A 14,547-nucleotide genomic window follows, 5' to 3' on the forward strand; every position below is an offset into this window, starting at 1 on the left:
TTGTAAATGGAAAAAAATAGGTATATTTTGAAAAACGATACTCCAAGTTGCCACCTGTTGCATGTTTGCTGTGCTCCAGATTTGGTTATCTCATACCTTGCCGGAGCGCGTGGAGATGTTTTTTTCTACAATCCGAACATACACCCAAGGTCTGAATACGAAAAGAGGTACAAGGAAGTTCTGAGGGTTGCGGAATTTTTCGAAATGAATGTTGTAGAGGTCCCATACGACCCTGAGACGTTTTTTGAGAAAACAAAAGGATTAGAAAGCGAGCCAGAAGGCAGAAAACGTTGTGAAATCTGCATAAGGATGCGACTTGAAAAAACTTTAGAATTTGCTAAAGAAAATGGATACAGGTCCTTTTCGACAACGCTCACAGCTTCACCTAAGAAGTCGGTAGAGATGATTAATAACGCCGGTATTAATGTATCGAGATACAACCTTGTTCAATATATTCCAAATGTTTACAGAAGAAGTCCCTTATACAACCTATCTCAAAAACTCATAAAACAACTCGGAATTTACAGGCAGAACTACTGTGGATGCGTTTTTTCAGTAAGAAATGAGGATAAAGAAAAGGGTGAAGAAATTAGATGAGACTGTATTACTCAATTGACGAAATGGAAAGTGAAAAGAAATTGTACGGAAGCATCGCCTTGTCAACAAAAGTAAAAGTCGATTTCACGTTCCAGAGTCAGAAGTACACGCTTATTCCATATACAGTAGGTGACGTAACGGTTTTGGTCGAAATATCGGACGAAAAAGAAGTTTTCGACTTGCTTCTCGAGGAATATATCAAGAATTCATTACTCAACACATTTATTTATCCAGATGAAATAAAAGAAATATCGAAGCATTTTAAGACTGAATTGAAAAGTTTTAAGATTTTAGTGGTAAAATATAACTCGGTTGAAGAGAAGGAATTTTCTAGATACTCGCTTTCTAACATCACATTCGGGGTTGTTGCGTACAACGGTTTAGATATACATTTAATCCCGAGCAATGTGAAGGTAAGAGAAAAGGAAGGTTATTGTGTATCGGATGTTGTAGTAACTTCTGAAGAAGGTATAAGGCAGGCTTTGTTACTCGCTAAATGGTTTGGGAAAGGCACTTACACGGACCTGCCGAAACTTGCGTACGAGGGTGGAAAATACGATGAAATGGTGAAATGGAAAGATTTTATTAAGTATATATTGGTTTCAAATTTCGATAATGAGTACCTCGGTGGTATAATAAAAAAGCTAAACGAGTTTCGAAAAGAGACATATTTCAATCCTTTGAATAAGATAGAAATGATAGCACTTGGCATAATTCTGATGAAGTTAGGAGGAGGATACATTGAATCAGATAGTTACGATATCATTTAGCGCATTAACTGAGAATATTAAACTGGCAAGAGTTGTAATACACACATTTCTATCATTCAGAAATGTTTTTGATAAAGATATATTCGATACCGAGTTGGCAATAAACGAGGCTATTGCGAATATCATACAGCACACGTACAAAGGTGAGCCCAAGTATATAATAATGACGATGAACTGGATGGAACCAGACACTCTCGAAGTACTTTTGCGAGATTTCGGTCCTAAGGTTGATCCTTCAAAAATCAAATCTCGCGATTTGAACGACATACGCCCCGGCGGATTGGGTGTTTATATAATTCAGAGAATTTTTGAGGTTATGGAATTCAGAGACGTTGAGGAAGGCAATTTGCTTTATCTGAAACGTTCATTTTTAATTCCACCAAAGAAGGAAGAGCATACCTGATGATGAAATGAGGAGGAAATAGTGTGAGCTGGTTTTTAGGTCTTATTAAAAATCCATCGTTTATGTCCGCCTTTTTCGGCTTTTTCTCCGCTCAGCTTGTAAAGGTATTTATATACAAAGATATCCGAGTGTTTGGAAGATACGGTGGAATGCCGAGTGCTCACGTCGCAACAACATCAGCGCTCGCATGGGCCGTCGGATATCAAACGGGGTTCAACTCACCGATGACAGCGATAGCTGCCATTTTTTTAGCTATTACAACTGCTGATGCTGTCGGACTGAGACGAAACGTTGATCCAAATAAAGGGCACACACTGATGGAAGTTATCTATGGTTTTCTACTTGGTTGGGTAGTTGCGCTCTTAACTGCAAAGCTATACAAGATATAAATGTGCAACATGCAAAATTCTAATTAGACGCGGAGGTGTGGTTTTGTCAAAGAGTTCTGTCAGAAAGCCAGTTTTAGTGGCGGTTGTACTATTCGTTCTATTCGGAGCTTCGATACTTTTTGCGCAATTAGTCGAAATCCAGACTCCAGACTGGTTTAAGGAACACGTTCAGAAAAGAAGAAAAAGCGTTGGTCAACAGACCACCCAGGAATTTGTTGACGACCTTTGGAGGGTGATTTACACAGTAAGCATGAAATACGAGCTTCCACCCACATATATCGCAGTAGTAATCGCAGTTGAGAGCAACTTCACGAATGCAAAAGGCGCAGGTGGAGTGCTTGGAATGATGCAGATTCTTCCTTCGACAGCTCAAAGCATCGCAAAATTACTAAAACTCGACGTACCAAAAAACGGCTGGAACGAATTGCTTAACAACTATGAGTTAAATATAACTTATGGAACAGCATACCTTTCATACCTTTTCAAAAAGCACGGTTCACTGCAAAAAGCGTTGGAGTACTACAACAATGGCAAAAATAAAGTCATATACGCGCAGACAATAATGAAACAGTACAGCTTCTACGCAGTACAGCTTCTACGATACACTTCATACAAGTGAGATGAAACAGAAAGCAGAACAAAATCTGGCAAGTGCAAGTGTAACTCAGAGCGCTGAGCAATCAGCGACATCAACATCAACAATGCTTGAAGCAACAAGTTTAGAAATAACAAAAGAAGGTTCTTCAACAATAGCCTCAACAAATCCGGGCCCAAGTACTGTCAACGATATTCCTGTTATTGTTCCACCATCGATACCGCCGTTGTTTGGAACGAAATGATTCTCAAATCGAGGTGCAAATTATGGAAAACAAAGCAATAATGAAGATCAATAAAATAAATTTCGAATACCCAACTTTCGAACTTAAAGATATCTCTTTCGACGTGCCGAAAGGTTCATTCTTTGGTATTATAGGTCCTAACGGTTCTGGCAAAACCACGCTTCTATCACTAATAATGAAGTTTCTTAAGCCAAAATCAGGGAAGATACTTGTAAATGGACTGGACATTTCTAAGTTATCTCACAGAAAAGTTGCACAATTGATAGCTTACATTGCACAAGATTTCAACCCAGCTTACGATTTTACCGTTGAGGAAATCGTCGAAATGGGAGGTATTGCCCACGGTTCGTTTTTCGAATCCGCAGTGGATGAAGAAAAGATAACAAGCGCATTGAGCACTGTTGACTTGCTTGACTACAGGAAACGCATATTCTCCACGCTGAGCGGTGGACAGCAAAGGCGAGTATTAATTGCCCGTGCTATATATCAAGATACTCCCATCATCTTAGCCGATGAGCTTGTTAATCATCTCGATATAGGTCAGTCTGTTAGGGTTCTTGATTACCTCAAAAAGCTAACCGAAAACGGTAAAACTGTCGTCGGCACGTTTCACGACATTCCTTTAGCCGTGAAGTACTGTGATTACATAGTCGTTATGAAAGATGGGAAAATAGTGAGTATGGGTAGACCAGCTGAAGTGATAACCGAAAAACTGCTGAGCGAGGTTTACAATATATCACTTAAGGTCATATCAAACCCTGTCCCTAATGTGAATTATCCATTGATAATTATTTGAAAAATTAATTCATTCACATGTCACAAAAGTCACTTTTTGTTAACGTTGACTTTCTGCACTGCTTTATGGTAAGATAAGGTTGTAGACCTTTAAACTCGTCCAGAGAGGCGAGAAAGGAGGAGAAAAGATGGAAAAAGATGCTATTTTTGTTGATTCCCAGCCTGTTTCTTCAGATTCTGTAGCTATCTCATCCTTGCCCACCTCAAAGAAGTTCGTTCTAAGTTTACAGCATTTCGTAGCCATGTTCGGTGCCACGGTTTTAGTTCCGCTCTTAACTGGATTAGACCCTCTTGTAGCACTCTTCACAGCAGGTTTAGGAACTCTTCTTTTCCACTCCATCACAGGCGGTATCGTCCCTGTCTTCTTAGGTTCAAGTTTCGCATTTATCGCACCTATAATTCTCGTTAAGGAAAAGTACGGAGACATTAGGTACTCACTCGGTGGAATTGTCGTAGCTGGGACGGTTTATCTGGTATTCTCTCTAATAGTAAAACTTGTTGGAACGAACGTGATTAAGAAACTCTTCCCGCCGGTAGTAACAGGTCCGATGATAATGGTAATCGGCCTCGGTCTAAGCCCAGTAGCAGTCAATATGGCTTCTTCAAATTGGTCCATCGCCTTCGTCGTAATCCTAACAGTCATAGCGTCTGCCACGATTTTCAAAGGTTTCTTCTCACTAATTCCTGTTCTGATGGGTGTTCTTGTAGGTTACATCACCTCTGCACTCTCCGGTATAGTTGATTACACACCTATAACATCCTCTGCCTGGTTCTCAGTTCCCAACTTCATTTTCCCAAAGTTTGATATAGGCGCAATAAGCTTGATAGCACCCGTTGCTTTCGTAACCGTTATGGAGCACATAGGCGATATCACAACAAACGGCGCAGTCGTTGGCAAGAACTTCTTCGAAAAGCCTGGAATCCACAGAACGCTCCTCGGCGACGGACTTGCAACCATGATGGCTGCATTCCTCGGTGGGCCCGCTAACACAACATACAGTGAAAATACGGGTGTTTTAGCAATAACAAAAGTGTATGATCCTTCAATACTGCGCGGTGCTGCTCTTCTTGCAATGCTCGTTGCGTTCTTCTCTAAATTCGGTGCAGTTCTTCAAACGATTCCAACAGCAGTCATAGGTGGCGTGAGCCTCATACTCTTCGGTATGATCGCATCAATTGGTGTGAGAACCCTTGTTGAAGCAAAGGTCGATTTCGCCAAGTCAAGGAACCTCATAATAGCAGCACTCATACTGACTTTGGGAATAGGCGGAGCAAGCGTTAAAATTGGAAACGTTGAGCTCAAAGGTATGGCATTGGCTGCCATAGTTGGAATAATCGCAAATCTGCTCATACCTGAAAAATTGGAAAAATAATAGAATATAGAATAATGTAGAGATAACCGCATAGAGCCGTGGGGGATTTTTATTCAGAAGAATAAAGAAAAATTTGGTTACTCGAGGGGTTAGGTATGATGAAGACTCTTGGAATTATAGGTGGCGGACAGCTCGGAAAGATGTTGGCATTGAAAGCTAAACAGATGGATCTAAGGGTCGTTGCCCTCGACAAAGACCCAAGCTGTCCGATAGCTTCGTTATGTGATGAATTGATCGTTGGGGATCTGTACGATTCAGAAAAACTTCTCGAACTTGCGAAAAAGTCTGATGTTGTGACGTACGAAATTGAACATACAAGCACGGATGCTCTGAAACGTCTTAAATCAGCTGGATTCAATATAAAACCTTCACCTGAGTTGTTATCACTTATAAACGATAAATACGCACAGAAAACGCACCTTGTTAACAACGGCATACCGACATCGAGGATATTAGGAACAGACGAGGAAATTAAGAAAGACGAGATAGAGAAGTATCTTCCCGTGGTACAAAAATCAAGAAGTGGGGGATACGATGGTAGAGGGGTCGCTGTTTTAAGAGATGTTAGTGACAAGAGAAATATTCTGAGCTCTCCTTCTTACTATGAAGAATACGTGGAAATCGAAAAAGAACTCTCTGTCTTGCTGGTACGCTCCGAATCAGGTGAGATAGCAATCTATCCAATTGTGGAAATGGTCTTCAATAAATCGTCCAACATATTGGACATGCTAATATCACCAGCAAGGATTCCAGATGAGACAGCACAAGAAGCTAAAGAAATTGCATTAAGGGCTTTGGAATCTATTATACCTTTCGGAGCCGTGGGGGTTTTCGCAATTGAGATGTTTTTAACAAAAAACGGCGAGATTTTGGTAAACGAAATAGCGCCCAGGGTTCACAACTCAGGACACCACACAATAGAATCATGCTACACGAGCCAATTCGAACAACATATCCGCGCTATCTTAAACCTACCTCTCGGACTAACTACACAACATTCCCATGCTGTCATGATAAACCTACTCGGCGAACCTGGCTACAAAGGTACTCCAAAAATCATAGGGGTTGAAGAGGTATTCAAAACACCCGGCGCTTATCTACATTTGTACGGTAAGAGATTAACTGCACCATTCAGAAAGATGGGACATATAACCATTGTTGATAAAGATATCAATTCAGCAATAGAGAAGGCGAAGTTTTTAAAAAACAGGGTTAAGATTATTTCGGAATCTTGAATGCTTGCCTTTTTAGGAGGTTAGTACATGGAAAAGCCTATTGTTGGTATAATAATGGGAAGTGATTCTGACTTGAATATAATGAAAGATGCAGCAGAAGTGCTTGAAGAATTCGGTGTACCATATGAGCTGACTATCGTCTCTGCACACAGAACCCCTGAGAGGATGTTCGAATACGCCCGTACAGCCCATGCACGCGGTATAGAAGTTATAATCGCTGGTGCTGGCGGAGCGGCACACCTTCCCGGTATGACCGCTTCTATTACTCCCCTACCTGTAATAGGCGTTCCTATAAAATCATCAAGCCTCGAAGGTCTCGATTCACTACTTTCAATAGTTCAGATGCCCAAAGGCGTCCCTGTCGCCACGGTTGCGATAAACAACGCAAAAAATGCCGGTTTACTCGCTGTCTCAATACTCTCTGTGAAATATCCAGAACTTAGAGAAAAGCTCATCAAATATAAAGAAGATATGCGACGTGACGTTATCAAGAAGGCACAAGATTTGGAAGATATGGGTTATGCCGAATATCTAAAAAGTAAAGAAAGTAAAGAATGAAAAGGGAGTGAAAAAATGGGGGGCGTAGGATTCCTTTACGAAGGTAAAACAAAAATCGTCGAGGCAATAGACGATGATAGCGTTATTTTAACATTTAAGGACGACATCACAGCGGGCGATGGTGCAAAGCACGATGTGATGCAAAAAAAAGGGCAGATGTGTTCTGAGATAACATCGAGGCTCATGCACTATCTCAACACGAAAGGTGTCTACACGATGTTCATGAACTATGTCCCACCAAATAAAATACGCGCGAGAAAGCTCAAGATGATACCACTTGAAGTTATCGTAAGGTTCAAAAAGGCAGGTTCATTTGTAAGAAGATACGGCGGACAAGAAGGAGAAGATTTGCAATCTCCGCTTGTTGAGTTCACATACAAAAGTGATGTCATGCATGACCCACTTATGTGTATCGAACACCTCGAAGTGCTTGGCATCGTAGATAGAAACACTGCACTGAAAGTCATAGAATCTGCAAAAGAATCTGCAAAACTTCTTAAAGAGTTTTTCGAAATCCACAACTTTGAGCTGTGGGATATAAAGTTCGAGTATGGGACGGACAGCGAAGGGAACATCTGCCTTGGAGATGAGATTTCACCGGATACTATGAGGTTGAGAAAAGCGGGCGAGATATTCGACAAAGATATATATAGAAGGGATCTTGGAAATCCTATGGAAAAATACGAGGTGGTGTTGGGAGTATGCCAAAGTATTCTTTTGTGATAGATATCCAGTACAAAAGTAACGTAAGAGACCCGAGAGGCGAAACTATCAAGAGGGTTTTGAACGATGAACATAACATCCCGGTTTCGACTCTTCGGCTCGGGAAATCTATACATTTGGAGATCGAGGCTGAAAATGAAAATGAAGCGCAGGTACTCGTTGAAAGAGCGTGTAAAGAATTGCTTGTTAACCCTGTGACTGAAACGTATGAGGTGAAACTCAAATGAAAATAAACGCTCCAAAAGCACAGGTTGTAGTCTATCCGGGTAGCAACTGTGATAGAGACGCTCTTTGGGCGTGTAAATACGTAGGTTTCGAGACAGAGTTTGTAGATGTTCATTCAGATATAGATGCCGACTTGCTCGTCTTACCCGGTGGCTTTTCGTATGGCGATTATCTGCGAGTTGGTGCTGTCGCCGCAAGAGAACCTATCTCCCAAAAGATAAAGGATTTCATTAGCCGTGGGGGGCTTGTCATTGGTATCTGCAACGGTTTCCAGATTCTTGTCGAGATGGGGCTTCTTCCTGGAGCTCTTTTACAAAACAGCAATGGAAGGTTCATATGCAGAACCGTTGAGCTCGAAGTCATAGACAACGAAACGCCTTTTACGAGATATTATTTGAAAGGTGAAAAGATAAGACTACCTATCGCACATGGGTTTGGCAGGTTCGTTAAGACTGAGGAAATTAACACAACGCTTAAATACACTGAAGATGTGAACGGTAGCGATGAATTTATAGCAGGTATAACAAACGAGCAAAAGAATGTATTCAGCTTAATGCCACATCCGGAAAGAGCGATTGAAAAGATTCTGGGGTCTGACGACGGTCTTAGAGTATTCCTATCGGTGTATAACTACATAAAAAACAAGAAATAATGCTTACTTAGGTGGTGTAGGAAATGAAATACCTCGAGATTCTTGAATCCAAACTTGGCAGGAAAGCAACGAGAGAAGAAATAGAAGCATTCACCGTAATGTGGAGCGAACATTGCGGCTATTCACATACAAGAGGGTACATAAGGAAATTACCAAAAGCAGGCAAAGGCGGGAACGCAGGTGTTGTGCCACTCGATGATTATCACTTTCTCGCATTCAAAGTAGAGAGCCACAACCACCCGAGTGCTATAGAACCATTTAACGGTGCAGCAACCGGTGTTGGTGGCATTATCAGGGATGTGCTTGCGATGGGGGCACGTCCAACCGCTATTTTAGACTCGCTCCATATGGATAGAATCGTAGACGGGATAATCGAAGGGATTTCTGATTATGGAAATTCAATTGGAGTTCCGACAGTAGGCGGCGAACTGCGCATCTCAAATTTTTACAAACACAATCCTCTTGTGAATGTCATGGCTGTTGGAGTCGGTAGGAACGAGCACTTAATAGAATCGAAAGCATCTCGCCCTGGGCAAGTTATCGTCATATTCGGTGGAGCAACGGGTAGAGACGGTATACATGGTGCTTCGTTCGCTTCTGAGGATTTAACAGGTGAGAAGGCAAATAAATTGTCTATCCAAGTTGGAGATCCATTTGCCGAAAAGCTCTTAATCGAAGCATTCCTAGAAATGGTTGAAAAGGATTTGGTTGAGGGAGCTCAGGATCTTGGTGCAGGCGGTGTTCTTTCAGCGACAAGCGAACTTGTTGCACGAGGTGGTCTTGGCGCTATAGTGCACCTTGATAAAGTGCCTTTAAGAGAACCGGATATGTTACCGATAGAGATTCTCATAAGTGAAAGCCAAGAACGTATGGCTGTTGTAACTTCGCCAGAAAAAGCACAGAAAGTTTTGGAAATTGCAAGAAAACATTTACTCTTTGGAGAAATAGTAGCAGAAGTCACCGATAGTGGTCGTTATCTAGCAAAATATAAAGATGAAACTGTGCTCGATGTACCAGCTTCACTACTTGAGGAATCACCCGAAGAGCCGATATACGAATACACCCCTTCCGAAATGCCGAAATTCAAATGGCTCAGATTTAAAGAAGTCGATGCACATGATGTTTTTGAGAGATACGACTACATGGTAGGCACAGATACGATATTGCCACCCGGCTTAGGACCAGCTGTCATGAGAGTTAAAGACTACTCCAATATGAAGTCATCTGTGGGATATTCTCTGGCTATACACAGTCGAGCAGATATTAGCACACAGAGTCCATACTGGGGAGCTTACATAACTGTCCTCGAAGCGATAAGGAAAACACTATCAGTTGGTGGAGAACCAATAGCGATAACAGATGGTATAAATTATGCAGATCCTGACGTAGAGCCGATGGGATTAGCCGCACAGATGAGGGGCTTGAAAGATGTTTGTGAAGCTTTCAACGTACCTGTTGCATCGGGTAACGCCTCTCTTTACAACACGTACAAGGGAAAAGGCATCCCGCCAACTCTCGTTGTTGGAATGGTTGGGAAAGTGGGAAATATGAATATTCCCAGACCCAAGAAAGGACCTATTTACGCTGTCGGATACCACGATTTTGAATTAGGCAGAGAAAAGCATTTCCAAGATGAAATAAAAAACATTTCAAGGCAGGGCTTATTCATTGTTTCAATGCACGATTTCAGCAGAAATGAAACTTTGAGGTCTGCTCTGAGAAAACTTGGATACAACCTGAAATTATCAGTTCCAAGGACCGAACCGATCCACCAAATGATTCTCGTTTTTGGAGAACCGAAAACAGCCCTTCCTGTTAAGAGAATAGGATTTTGTTATTGATACTCATTTAGACTTATTAATGGTAGTTAATAAATAGCGGTACCAGGGAAGGTACCGCTATAATTTTCGATAATAATTTTTCTGTTGCCTTTTTTTGTAACTTGTGTAGTATAATTTCAATAGATTGCTATTCTTCTAAAGAAGGGGGGAAGTTGTATGAAGTGGTATTTAAAGATAACTCTTGCGGTCTTTCTGAGCTTAATCATGACAGTTACTTTTGCTGAAGGAACAACAGAACACACCCATGCAGAAGGTGAAGAGTGTACTTGCGAAGTTCTAGATAGCAGGGAGATTGACGTATCTCAAGAACAGCCAGATATACTCCTCGACACACATGAAGAGTTGTATCAGAAAATTTCAGAGTTGGAGGAATTAGTGGCACTGCTTTACGAACTGGCAGATGCAAAGTTATCAGTGGATGACTTTTATGGGTTTTCAGATTTTACAGAAGAACGACTGAACGAACTTGAGGCAAAGGTTTTGAATATCGAAAGCCTTTCTGCAAATCTTGAAGATGTATTCGTAACCCTTGATATTCACGATGGGGATATTTTGAAAATTTATGATCTTGTTGGAACACTGTCTGATAAATTGTTGAACATTGAAGATGCGATAGCAGATAAAGAAAAAGTATTCGAAGAACTCGAAACGCTCAGTTTGCGCATAGACATGCATGACCAAGATATAGTGAATATTTTCGACGTTCTCTCTACAAAGGCCGATGCAACGCAAGTTGAAGAACTCGCATCTAAAATTGAAACGTTGGAACTTATCAAAGAGTTTGATTTTACGGCTATGATTGGTCGTATAGCCCTTCTCGAAGAGTATACAAACATAATATACGAGATTGTAGGCAGTAAACCATCATTTGAAGATGTGGAAGATATGTTAGCACCTCTTAAGACTGAGGGTATGAATTCACTAAGTGACAGGATGGATTTGCTTGAAGAATATGTAAACATGGTATACGATGCTACAAGCGAAAAACCATCTGTCGAAGAAGTACAAGACATGATATCGCCACTAAAAGACGATATCGCTGACCTGTCATCAAAGCTGTCCGCACTTTCCACAAAGTTCAACTCGCAAGAGATAGATATCTTGAAACTGTACAATTCAGTTTCGAAACTCGCAGAAGAAGTACAAAAGCTCGCAGGGAAAGTATCGCTCTTAGAAACGATGATACGCGACTTGAATCAAAGAGTTGGCAAGTGAAACTTTAAAATAAGAATAGAAAGGGGCGGTTACCCGCCCCTTTATTTTTTAGTATTTTGTATTAATTTCGTCCCATAAACTCTTTATTTCCTCAGAATTTTCTCTTAAAATCTCGAGCAATCTCGGATCAAAATGCACTGGTCTCGTCCTTCCATCTCCCTCCAAGATTATCTTCACCGCCTCTTCGTGCGATAACGCCTTTTTGTACGGTCTTTCTGATCTCAATGCATCGTATACATCAACTAACGCCACTATCCTCGCTTCTATCGGTATCTCTTCGCCCTTCAGCCCTTCCACATATCCAGTACCATCCCACTTTTCATGGTGGTATTTCGCTATCTTCCTAGCCACCTCAAAATACTTTGAATCTCCAAGCAGCTTAGCTCCGTGCTCTACATGGTGTTTTATCGTCTCGAATTCTTCGTCTGTTAATTTGCCTGGCTTAGTCAATATCTCCTTCGGCACTAAAATTTTCCCTATATCATGCAATGGTGCAAATATTCTTATCTTTTCAACAAAATCCTTCTCTAACCCAAGCTTACCAGCAAAATATGCCGAAAGCTCCCCAACACGTTCGATGTGGTTTCCGGTGACTTCGTCATAGCTTTCTGCAATCATCGACAGTTGTCGAGCGAAAGAAAGGTACGAATCTTCTACTTCTTTTGAAAGGCTTTCCAGATTCACATATGCATCTTCGAGCTCTTCATTAGTAGCTTTTAATTCCTGCAAAGTTGCTGACAAATCCTCCGCCAAGTTTCCATATTCTCGAACCATCTCAGATATTTCAAGAACATTGCATGTTTCGTCAACAGGTGTGTACATATGGGTCCTCGAAAATTCTTTCATGGATGATACAATCGACTCAAACGGCAAAGAAAATTGATACGCTATCTTTCTCGCCACAAATTTTAAAAGGAGTATAACGAAAAGTGTTATTAATATCATGAGAACAAGCCCCACCAATACGGGTAATAAGAATGGTGTTAAATTAAAGCTGACGTGGAGTACAACCGGAGATATACTAATCTTCTCATCCTCGTACTTAGATATATCGGCAAATTCAATCCCAGTAAAACCTTTTCTAAAGTACCTCTTCCCGCTTCTTATTACATCCCAAACTATTTTTTCAACTTTGCTTAATGGTTCTTTATGATTTTCGATGGCGTAGACCTGCTTGATTTCACCTTCTTTGACGAATGAGTAAACGTGGAACTCTTTGACATCTAACGAATTCAGTATAATCTCTATGTGTTCGAAAAGATTCTCACCGAGCTTATCAGTCAGTGTTCCTACGTAGTAACCTTGAGGCAACTTGACGTATATGTACTTCAAAATCGTGTCTCCATAAACCACCATGCTTATATAGTGTTGATAATCATTCTTGAGATATTTTCTTATTTCATTTGGAACTTCGGAAGTTCTTTCGAAAATTATGCTTTCTACACCTTCGGGTGTCGAAATAGGGCAGCTGAAAAATTCACTCTCTGAAATCGAGAAATGACCTGTCATTATTTCTTCGTTTACAAATTCCTGAATACCTCGTGCAATTGCTAAGTTTCTCATTCGAGTAATTCTGTCAACTTCATCATCCACAATTCTCCAAGTATTTTTCTGCAAGTTGTCGAGTCTATCTCTGTACATCGACATTACAATCGCAGAAACTGAAATATAAGCAACAGTAAGTAAAGCAAGAGTGAGAACTACCATCTGAGTAAATCTCAATTCCAAGAACTGCCTTATTTTAATGCTTTCCTTCGGCTTTTTTCGGCTGAACATTCGTTTTTTCACCTCTTTTTAATAATTTAACGTGGTTTTTTCTTATATTATTTTAGCATATGGATTCTCGATTTGATTAAAAAATGACGAACCAAAATTTAAAAAAACAAAAACGCCACGGAAAAACCGTGGCGTTGAATGTAACTATTGGTCTGGGCGGTGGGACTTGAACCCACGACCACCAGATCCCGATTCTGGCGTTCTAGCCATCTGAACTACGCCCAGAGTTGTTTGTATTCTGTAAATTATTTTATCATAGAAATCCGTTTTATCAAGATGGACATATAATGAATCGTCATTTAATGATGGAATTTTTGTCTTTTGATTAATCTGCATAGTACCGTGATATAATATTAGTGTATCGCTTCTTAGATATTATGGTTTGCAAATACTGGAGGTGTTGACGTGCCACATTACAAGGTTCTGATAGTTGACGACTCCAAGACTGTCCATACTGAATTGAAATCAATTTTGAGTGAAATCAACTTTGAAAGCGAAGATCTTGAAATAGAGCAGGCGTATGGTTACGAAGACTTCCGAAAGATATTTGTACCGGAAAAGTACGCTCTTGTAATGACAGACTTAGTTATGGAAAAGGATGATTCAGGCATAGAAGTAATAAACCATATTAGACATATATGTAATGATTCAAGAACGAGAATTGTTCTCATGACGGCAAATCCTGAGAAGATTCCGCCCGATCTACTAACGAGAGATTACGATATCAACGCATACATAGACAAAAATAAAACAAGCGATTTTATGACCAAGCTTACAGTGATTTCAATGCTCAAAACTTACAAGGATGTTAATGATAAAATAAAAATGTACTGAAAGTGGAATATAAGGATGTACAAAATTGTACATTGATATGATATCCTTTCTCATAGTGAGGAGGGATATCAAATGCAGAACTTAACAGCACATTTAAACATGATAAGGGCGATGAAAATGAAACCTAACTTTTCAGAACTTGCAAGAATATATGGGATAGACAGAAGAACAGTAAAAAAGTATTATGAGGGTTATGAAGGAAAACCTAAGAATAGAAATAAACCAAGTAAATTGGACAAATACTATGATGAGATAAAATCAAAGCTTGCTATCAAAGGAGTTACAGTCAAGGGTGTTTATGAGTATTTAAAATCAAAAGATG

General features: G+C 40.3%; 17 protein-coding genes, 1 tRNA gene and 1 pseudogene. 17 read left to right on the forward strand and 2 right to left on the reverse strand.

Features of this window, described 5'->3' with window-relative positions:
• Window positions 1-6: 6 nt before the first annotated feature.
• The 15 genes from BUA11_RS09245 (at window position 7) to BUA11_RS09315 (ending at window position 11,615) form a co-directional block, all read left to right on the forward strand.
• Window positions 7-597 carry an epoxyqueuosine reductase QueH gene (locus BUA11_RS09245; RefSeq protein ID WP_072760829.1) on the forward strand — a complete coding sequence of 197 codons (591 nt, stop codon included), beginning with the start codon at window positions 7-9 and terminating at the stop codon, window positions 595-597.
• Complete coding sequence (locus BUA11_RS09250) at window positions 594-1,367, forward strand: DUF4940 domain-containing protein (protein WP_072760831.1); 774 nt, start codon at window positions 594-596, stop codon at window positions 1,365-1,367. Before BUA11_RS09245 ends, BUA11_RS09250 begins: the two co-directional genes overlap by 4 nt.
• Window positions 1,339-1,770: an ATP-binding protein gene (locus BUA11_RS09255; RefSeq protein ID WP_072760833.1), complete on the forward strand. Its 432-nt coding sequence runs from the start codon at window positions 1,339-1,341 to the stop codon at window positions 1,768-1,770. The genes BUA11_RS09250 and BUA11_RS09255 overlap by 29 nt, the downstream gene beginning before the upstream one ends.
• Window positions 1,771-1,793: 23 nt before the next feature.
• Window positions 1,794-2,159: a divergent PAP2 family protein gene (locus tag BUA11_RS09260; RefSeq protein ID WP_245789683.1), complete on the forward strand. Its 366-nt coding sequence runs from the start codon at window positions 1,794-1,796 to the stop codon at window positions 2,157-2,159.
• A gap of 43 nt (window positions 2,160-2,202) precedes the next feature.
• A complete protein-coding gene (locus BUA11_RS09265; RefSeq protein WP_143145323.1) occupies window positions 2,203-2,778 on the forward strand; it encodes a transglycosylase SLT domain-containing protein in 576 nt (191 codons plus the stop codon).
• A 1-nt stretch (window position 2,779) separates the two neighbouring features.
• Window positions 2,780-2,998 carry a hypothetical protein gene (locus BUA11_RS10295; RefSeq protein ID WP_072760837.1) on the forward strand — a complete coding sequence of 73 codons (219 nt, stop codon included), beginning with the start codon at window positions 2,780-2,782 and terminating at the stop codon, window positions 2,996-2,998.
• A 22-nt stretch (window positions 2,999-3,020) separates the two neighbouring features.
• A complete protein-coding gene (locus BUA11_RS09275) occupies window positions 3,021-3,794 on the forward strand; it encodes an ABC transporter ATP-binding protein (protein WP_072760839.1) in 774 nt (257 codons plus the stop codon).
• A gap of 127 nt (window positions 3,795-3,921) precedes the next feature.
• A complete protein-coding gene (locus tag BUA11_RS09280; RefSeq protein ID WP_072760841.1) occupies window positions 3,922-5,166 on the forward strand; it encodes a uracil-xanthine permease family protein in 1,245 nt (414 codons plus the stop codon).
• 95 nt (window positions 5,167-5,261) lie between these two features.
• Window positions 5,262-6,401, forward strand: a complete 1,140-nt coding sequence (locus tag BUA11_RS09285; protein ID WP_245789685.1) for a 5-(carboxyamino)imidazole ribonucleotide synthase — start codon at window positions 5,262-5,264, stop codon at window positions 6,399-6,401.
• A 27-nt stretch (window positions 6,402-6,428) separates the two neighbouring features.
• A complete protein-coding gene (purE, locus tag BUA11_RS09290; protein WP_072760845.1) occupies window positions 6,429-6,959 on the forward strand; it encodes a 5-(carboxyamino)imidazole ribonucleotide mutase in 531 nt (176 codons plus the stop codon).
• Window positions 6,960-6,974: 15 nt separating this feature from the next.
• Window positions 6,975-7,682, forward strand: a complete 708-nt coding sequence (locus BUA11_RS09295) for a phosphoribosylaminoimidazolesuccinocarboxamide synthase (protein ID WP_072760847.1) — start codon at window positions 6,975-6,977, stop codon at window positions 7,680-7,682.
• A complete protein-coding gene (purS, locus tag BUA11_RS09300) occupies window positions 7,661-7,909 on the forward strand; it encodes a phosphoribosylformylglycinamidine synthase subunit PurS (RefSeq protein ID WP_072760849.1) in 249 nt (82 codons plus the stop codon). The genes BUA11_RS09295 and purS overlap by 22 nt, the downstream gene beginning before the upstream one ends.
• Complete coding sequence (purQ, locus tag BUA11_RS09305) at window positions 7,906-8,559, forward strand: phosphoribosylformylglycinamidine synthase subunit PurQ (RefSeq protein WP_072760851.1); 654 nt, start codon at window positions 7,906-7,908, stop codon at window positions 8,557-8,559. Before purS ends, purQ begins: the two co-directional genes overlap by 4 nt.
• 23 nt (window positions 8,560-8,582) lie before the next feature.
• Window positions 8,583-10,400 (forward strand): phosphoribosylformylglycinamidine synthase subunit PurL, encoded by a 1,818-nt coding sequence (gene purL / locus BUA11_RS09310; RefSeq protein ID WP_072760853.1) that lies wholly within the window; start codon window positions 8,583-8,585, stop codon window positions 10,398-10,400.
• A gap of 156 nt (window positions 10,401-10,556) precedes the next feature.
• Window positions 10,557-11,615, forward strand: coding sequence for a hypothetical protein (locus BUA11_RS09315; RefSeq protein ID WP_072760856.1), 1,059 nt, complete (start codon window positions 10,557-10,559; stop codon window positions 11,613-11,615).
• A gap of 48 nt (window positions 11,616-11,663) precedes the next feature.
• Here BUA11_RS09315 and BUA11_RS10490 read toward each other — a convergent pair whose 3' ends face one another.
• Both BUA11_RS10490 and BUA11_RS09325 read right to left on the reverse strand, forming a co-directional pair.
• A complete protein-coding gene (locus BUA11_RS10490; RefSeq protein ID WP_245789708.1) occupies window positions 11,664-13,391 on the reverse strand; it encodes an HD-GYP domain-containing protein in 1,728 nt (575 codons plus the stop codon).
• A 148-nt stretch (window positions 13,392-13,539) separates the two neighbouring features.
• Window positions 13,540-13,616: transfer RNA gene (locus BUA11_RS09325), tRNA-Pro, on the reverse strand.
• 180 nt (window positions 13,617-13,796) lie between these two features.
• Here BUA11_RS09325 and BUA11_RS09330 point away from each other — a divergent pair.
• Both BUA11_RS09330 and BUA11_RS09335 read left to right on the forward strand, forming a co-directional pair.
• Complete coding sequence (locus BUA11_RS09330) at window positions 13,797-14,225, forward strand: response regulator (protein ID WP_084634439.1); 429 nt, start codon at window positions 13,797-13,799, stop codon at window positions 14,223-14,225.
• Between the two features lie 72 nt (window positions 14,226-14,297).
• A pseudogene (locus BUA11_RS09335) lies at window positions 14,298-14,547 on the forward strand (IS21 family transposase); the annotation flags it as partial.

The organism is Fervidobacterium gondwanense DSM 13020 (assembly GCF_900143265.1).
GTDB lineage: Bacteria > Thermotogota > Thermotogae > Thermotogales > Fervidobacteriaceae > Fervidobacterium > Fervidobacterium gondwanense.

Coding starts and splice junctions, on each gene's coding strand:
- BUA11_RS09245 (WP_072760829.1), top strand. CDS start 7: ATGGAAAAAAATAGGTATATTTTGAAAAACGATACTCCAAGTTGCCAC.
- BUA11_RS09250 (WP_072760831.1), top strand. CDS start 594: ATGAGACTGTATTACTCAATTGACGAAATGGAAAGTGAAAAGAAATTG.
- BUA11_RS10295 (WP_072760837.1), top strand. CDS start 2,780: ATGAAACAGAAAGCAGAACAAAATCTGGCAAGTGCAAGTGTAACTCAG.
- BUA11_RS09275 (WP_072760839.1), top strand. CDS start 3,021: ATGGAAAACAAAGCAATAATGAAGATCAATAAAATAAATTTCGAATAC.
- BUA11_RS09280 (WP_072760841.1), top strand. CDS start 3,922: ATGGAAAAAGATGCTATTTTTGTTGATTCCCAGCCTGTTTCTTCAGAT.
- BUA11_RS09285 (WP_245789685.1), top strand. CDS start 5,262: ATGATGAAGACTCTTGGAATTATAGGTGGCGGACAGCTCGGAAAGATG.
- purE (WP_072760845.1), top strand. CDS start 6,429: ATGGAAAAGCCTATTGTTGGTATAATAATGGGAAGTGATTCTGACTTG.
- BUA11_RS09295 (WP_072760847.1), top strand. CDS start 6,975: ATGGGGGGCGTAGGATTCCTTTACGAAGGTAAAACAAAAATCGTCGAG.
- purS (WP_072760849.1), top strand. CDS start 7,661: ATGCCAAAGTATTCTTTTGTGATAGATATCCAGTACAAAAGTAACGTA.
- purQ (WP_072760851.1), top strand. CDS start 7,906: ATGAAAATAAACGCTCCAAAAGCACAGGTTGTAGTCTATCCGGGTAGC.
- purL (WP_072760853.1), top strand. CDS start 8,583: ATGAAATACCTCGAGATTCTTGAATCCAAACTTGGCAGGAAAGCAACG.
- BUA11_RS09315 (WP_072760856.1), top strand. CDS start 10,557: ATGAAGTGGTATTTAAAGATAACTCTTGCGGTCTTTCTGAGCTTAATC.
- BUA11_RS10490 (WP_245789708.1), bottom strand. CDS start 13,391: ATGTTCAGCCGAAAAAAGCCGAAGGAAAGCATTAAAATAAGGCAGTTC.